General features: G+C 53.7%; 6 protein-coding genes. 4 read left to right on the top strand and 2 right to left on the bottom strand.

The features are described 5' to 3' along the window. Window positions 1-52 precede the first annotated feature (52 nt). Together ACP5D4_RS20945 and ACP5D4_RS20940 are read right to left on the bottom strand one after the other, a co-directional pair. The gene (locus tag ACP5D4_RS20945) at window positions 53-175 is read right to left on the bottom strand and encodes a hypothetical protein (RefSeq protein WP_428013550.1); all 123 of its coding nucleotides are present in this window, start codon (window positions 173-175) and stop codon (window positions 53-55) included. A 4-nt stretch (window positions 176-179) separates the two neighbouring features. Next, complete coding sequence (locus ACP5D4_RS20940) at window positions 180-428, bottom strand: Ycf34 family protein (RefSeq protein WP_428013549.1); 249 nt, start codon at window positions 426-428, stop codon at window positions 180-182. A 92-nt stretch (window positions 429-520) separates the two neighbouring features. On the opposite strand from ACP5D4_RS20940, the gene ACP5D4_RS20935 reads away from it, so the two are divergent. The 4 genes from ACP5D4_RS20935 to ACP5D4_RS20920 all read left to right on the top strand — a co-directional run bounded on the left by ACP5D4_RS20935 (window position 521) and on the right by ACP5D4_RS20920 (window position 5055). Further along, window positions 521-1834 (top strand): CCA tRNA nucleotidyltransferase, encoded by a 1314-nt coding sequence (locus tag ACP5D4_RS20935; protein WP_428013548.1) that lies wholly within the window; start codon window positions 521-523, stop codon window positions 1832-1834. 89 nt (window positions 1835-1923) lie between these two features. Next, a complete protein-coding gene (locus ACP5D4_RS20930) occupies window positions 1924-3480 on the top strand; it encodes a DEAD/DEAH box helicase (RefSeq protein ID WP_428013547.1) in 1557 nt (518 codons plus the stop codon). Beyond that, the gene (locus ACP5D4_RS20925; protein WP_428013546.1) at window positions 3477-3935 is read left to right on the top strand and encodes a DUF3598 family protein; all 459 of its coding nucleotides are present in this window, start codon (window positions 3477-3479) and stop codon (window positions 3933-3935) included. Before ACP5D4_RS20930 ends, ACP5D4_RS20925 begins: the two co-directional genes overlap by 4 nt. A gap of 298 nt (window positions 3936-4233) precedes the next feature. Next, window positions 4234-5055: a calcium-binding protein gene (locus tag ACP5D4_RS20920; protein ID WP_428013545.1), complete on the top strand. Its 822-nt coding sequence runs from the start codon at window positions 4234-4236 to the stop codon at window positions 5053-5055. The last annotated feature ends 43 nt before the right edge of the window (window positions 5056-5098 follow it).

Raw genomic sequence — 5098 nt, 5'->3', positions numbered from 1 at the left:
TTCAGAGAAAGCCGTCCTAGAAGGACGGGGCTTGAATCCCATTATTTTTTGGTCACACTAGAAGTAGCGCCAAAACCGCCAGCCGTGAGTACGATTGCAACGCCAACGATCGCACCGCAGCCGAAAGAGAAACAGCCGCAATGCGATCGAGGCGGTGACGGGGAAAGTGGGACATAACGTTAGGTGGGAATCAATTCCCCCGGACGCAATTTCGCCCATTTTCCCATTTCCTCGAGGAAACTCTCACAGCCGACAACGTCCCATTCCATTTGAATTTCGCTATCGTCCGAGCGAATGTTGACGTTAATCGTCGGTTCCACTGGCTCGAAATTGGGAGTTTCCGTCAGATGGGGTTGTTGGTGTTGGTGTTCGACGGCGTGATAGGTCACGCAGCGATCGACATAATGGCAGTTAACACAAATACACATGGTATAAAGGTCTTTGCGCTTTTTTGCTAGTCTAGCGAATGCTTTTAAATTTGCCCCTGTCGGGGGAATTGCATTTTGTTGCAAATACTCAGATGAATTCTGTCGAGCGACGCGATCGCATTCCTGCGGTTCTGTTACCGGAAAACTGGCCGTTTAGCTTAGAATGGTTGCCCCCTGAAGCCTGTTTGGTGGGGGGTGCGGTTCGCGATGCACTGCTCGATCGCCAATCCGATTATTTAGATCTCGATTTCGTCGTCCCCGAGAACGCCGTCGAAATCGCGCGATCGCTGGCCCGACACTATCGCGCCGGATTCGTCGTCTTAGACGCCGAACGGCAAATCGCCCGCGTCGTCTTCGAGAACGCCGACTCTCCAACCGCCTCGGACGAGGGAAATCACCAATTTTCCCGCGCCACCGTCGATTTTGCCTTGCAGGAAGGCGAAAGCCTGGAAATCGACTTACACCGCCGCGACTTCACCATCAACGCCATCGCTTACAACCCCCACACCGGCCATCTCGTCGATCCCCTCGGCGGTTACGACGACTTACAACAGCGACAGCTTCGCATGGTGTCGCGACAAAATTTAGAAGACGATCCCCTGCGGTTGTTGCGGGGATACCGACAGGCGGCGCAGTTGCAATTCGAGTTAGAATCCCACACCCGCGAAACGATTCGGGAACTGGCGCCGTTGTTACGTCGCGTCGCCGCCGAACGGGTGTATTCGGAATTCAGCTATCTATTCACGCTCGATCGCGGCACGCCTTGGCTGGAAAAAGCCTGGGAAGACGGATTGCTGTCAGTGTGGTTTCCCAGCGCCACGGCGGAGGACGTGAAACGGTTGCCCCCCATCGATCGCTCGGCGAAACGGTTAGTCGATCGCCGGCCGGAACTGGCCCAAGGGTTACAGTCTCCCATTCGGTCTACCCTGAAAACTACTGGGGTGTCTGTGGCTAAGTTAGCGAGTTTGGTAGATGCTGACCCGGAAGCAGCAGAAGCCGAACTGCTTCGTTTAAAATATTCGCGGTTGGAAGTGCGAGCCACGGTGACGTTACTGCGAGCTTGGGAGGAGGCGAACAGCGATCGCGCCTTACAGGAAATGTCAGTTCGAGCGCAGTATTTTTGGTTTAAAGCCCTCGGCGATGTATTTCCCGCCTACGCCACGTTCGCCTTAGCCTCGGGAGTGGACTTCGCGGCGATCGCGCCCTATCTCGATCGCTATCTGACGCCGAACGATGCGATCGCCCATCCTCAGCCGTTAATCAGCGGTCGAGATTTAATCGAAAAAACCCATCTCTCCAAAGGACCGCAAATCGGCTATTGGCTTACGGAAATCGCCATCGCTCGCGCCGAAGGAAAAATCTCTACCGCTGAAGAAGCCTTACAATGGGCGATTCGTCATGGCTGACCGGGAGTTTTTCAATACCGTCCCACGAGTACACTGTTCGATAAACTCAGTTCCATAGACCCCAACAGGACTCGCCACCCCGAAATTGTATGGCTCGTACTCCCAAACTTTGGTTCGATCGAGGCACTTTGTTACTCCACCCGCCGCCACGGGGGAAAGCCTGGATTGACTTCGCCACTTGGGACGATCGCGTGGAGAAATTTCGCATTCCCGCCATCGCCTACCGTCCCCTCGTAGAACGCTTGCGGGAAGCGGGAACGCAATTTGAAGACGACGCCAAAGGCTTCGTTCCCCTGGATTTAGTGTCGCGGTTGGAAATGACGCCGTATCCCCATCAAGAGGAGGCGTTGCAAGCTTGGAAACAGGCCGGACGTTGCGGTGTCGTCGTCCTTCCCACCGCCGCCGGAAAAACCTATTTAGCGCAGTTGTGCATCGAACAAACGCCCCGCAGTACCCTAATTGTGGTACCCACCCTGGATTTAATGCACCAATGGTACGCCCATTTGATGGCGGCGTTTCCCGAAACCGACATCGGCTTACTGGGGGGAGGATCTCACGATCGAACGCCGATTCTCGTCTCCACTTACGATAGCGCCGCCATTCACGCCGAACAGATCGGCGATCGCTACGGATTGGCGATTTTCGATGAATGTCACCACCTCCCCACCGAGTTCTATCGCGTCATCGCCGAATATTCGATCGCGCCGTATCGCCTGGGATTGACAGCCACCCCAGAACGTTCCGACGGAAAACACGACGATTTGAGAGATCTCATCGGCGAAGAAGTCTACCGCCGCCGTCCCGAAGATTTAGCCGGACATACCCTCGCCGAACATCGCATCGAACAAATTAAAGTCAAACTCTCCCAAGAAGAACGGCGACAGTACGACGACGCGATCGCCCTGCGCAACGAGTTTTTACAACAGGCGAAAGTCAGCTTAAGCAGTTTGAAAGGCTGGCAAAATTTCGTCAAAGCCAGCGCCAAATCCCCCCAAGGACGACGCGCCATGAAAGCGCACCACACCGCCAAATCGATCGCCTTGGGAACCGAAGCCAAACTGCGCGTCCTCGCCGATCTTTTAGCACAACATTACCCAGAACCCCTTTTAATTTTCACCAACGACAACGCCACCGTTTATCGCATTTCCCAAGACTTTCTCGTTCCCGCCATCACCCACCAAACCCCCGTCAAAGAACGTCACGAGGTTTTAGCCAAATTTCGCAGCGGCGAATATCGCGCTCTCGTCGCCTCTCACGTCTTGAACGAAGGAGTAGACGTTCCCGAAGCCAGAATCGCCATTTTACTCTCGGGAAGCGGTTCCACCCGGGAATACATTCAACGCCTCGGACGAGTCTTGCGAAAGGGAAAAACCCCAGACAAACAGGCGATTTTATACGAAGTGATTTCAGAAAATACCACCGAAGAACGCACCTCGAAACGCCGTCGCCGAAAACCGAAAGCCAAACCCTCGCCGAAACAGCCGCGTCAACTGGAATTAGTCTCCGATCCCAACGAACCAATTCCCTTGTACGGAAGGCGATCGAACCCAACGAAACGCGCCGCCGAATCTAAGGGACAATGGAATTCAGACCCTTCTCGTCACCCGTCTCAAAACTCCCCGTCCAACAACTCAGAAGAAGAATGACCCAAACCCCGAAACTTCAAGATTTCAACCTCTTTCCCCAGCACGTCGGAACCTGGGATGGAACCTGGACGATTTGCGACCCAGAGGGCAACAAACTCCAACAGTTTACCGCCGTCTTAGAACAGCGTATTGAAGAGAATCAATGGCGGCAAACCAACCATCAAACCTACGCCGACGGCTCCACAGAAACTCAAGAATTTGTCGGGGTTGTCCTGAGCCATGGAGAATTGGAAATTACCAGCGACAATCCTCCATTTTCTAATTATAAAACACTGGCAAAAGAATTGGACGATCGCTTAATATTATTTAAAATTTGGCAGAAAGAAACGAACACTTTGCGGGCGATCGAACTCATCCATTTAGTCGCCGACGGATATCGCGTCCGCACCACCCAAAGCTTTACCCCAGACGGAACCTTACAGAGCATCATGACCATTGTAGAAACCAAACGTTAAACCAACACAACAGACTTAGACACCGGATTCCTTTAAGAAATCCGGTGTTTTTTTATCCAAAACGATCCCGTAAACTCCCTCCCCCGAAAACTTTTGACCCAAAATCTATAATAAAACTAAAACCGCAACCCTAAAACCACGAGATTCCGATCGATCGATTGACCCAATCCGATATTCGCACCTCGACTCAACGTCCGGAATTCCTATCTAACAGAACGAGGAAATAGAAAGTATCACATCCAAAAAACAGAATCTCCAAACCCATAAATATAAAAACCCAACACCGGAAAACAAGACCATGAGTTTTACCGATATCATCACCGCCACAGACTACGACTTCGCCATCGGTAGCGACGGCGACGACCTCATCACCTACAGCCAAATACCCAGCAGCCAACAAGACCTCCTATTCAACTCCATCGGCATCGACGCCATCGCCTTAAAAGGCGGCAGCGATCGCTACAACGACGACGACACCAGCCGCATCATCTTCGGCAACGCCGGAAACGACAGCCTCATGGGACATGGCGGCAGCGACACCATCCCAGCCGGCCGCGACAACGACTTCATCGAAGGCGGCAACGGCGGCGACTTCCTCTTCGGCAACCTCGGCGACGACGTCATACGAGGCGGCGAGAACAACGATTCCCTATTCGGCGGTCAAGACAACGACATTCTTCTCGGCGACAACGGCAACGACCTCGTCGCAGGAGAACGCGGCGACGACACCATCTCCGGCAGTCTAGGAACCGACACCCTCATCGGCGGAGATGGCGCAGACATATTCTTCCTCAGTCGCGACGGCGCCGTATCCGACATTTCCCTCGCCGACCGACTCCAGGACTTCGACGCCGCCGCAGGAGATAAAATCGCCTTCTCCGCACAAGATATCTCGATATCCGACCTTCTCACCTGGACCGACGGACGAATTACCCTCAACAGCGGCGAAATTCTCGGCGTCGTCGAAACCGGACAACCCAGCTTCGACAGCTCGATCTTCCTCTCCGACGCCAACACCGATGACTGGTTGGGACGAGTCAACCAGTTCCGCGACTTAGCCGGTCTCCCCAGCGTCACCGAAAACCCCGACTGGAGTTCCGGCGGCGTCTTACGGGAATAGATCGGGAGCTTGAAAGCCCCGTGATTTTAATCCGGGGATGAAA

The organism is Baaleninema sp., assembly GCF_049974805.1.
GTDB lineage: Bacteria > Cyanobacteriota > Cyanobacteriia > Cyanobacteriales > Geitlerinemataceae > Baaleninema.
Note: the sequence above shows the minus strand (reverse complement) of the source record. Positions and strands in the feature narration are given on the sequence as shown.

Excerpts from the sequence above, each read along its gene's own strand:
- ACP5D4_RS20935 (WP_428013548.1), top strand. The coding sequence starts at position 521 with ATGAATTCTGTCGAGCGACGCGATCGCATTCCTGCGGTTCTGTTACCG.
- ACP5D4_RS20925 (WP_428013546.1), top strand. The coding sequence starts at position 3,477 with ATGACCCAAACCCCGAAACTTCAAGATTTCAACCTCTTTCCCCAGCAC.
- ACP5D4_RS20940 (WP_428013549.1), bottom strand. The coding sequence starts at position 428 with ATGTGTATTTGTGTTAACTGCCATTATGTCGATCGCTGCGTGACCTAT.
- ACP5D4_RS20945 (WP_428013550.1), bottom strand. The coding sequence starts at position 175 with ATGTCCCACTTTCCCCGTCACCGCCTCGATCGCATTGCGGCTGTTTCT.
- ACP5D4_RS20930 (WP_428013547.1), top strand. The coding sequence starts at position 1,924 with ATGGCTCGTACTCCCAAACTTTGGTTCGATCGAGGCACTTTGTTACTC.
- ACP5D4_RS20920 (WP_428013545.1), top strand. The coding sequence starts at position 4,234 with ATGAGTTTTACCGATATCATCACCGCCACAGACTACGACTTCGCCATC.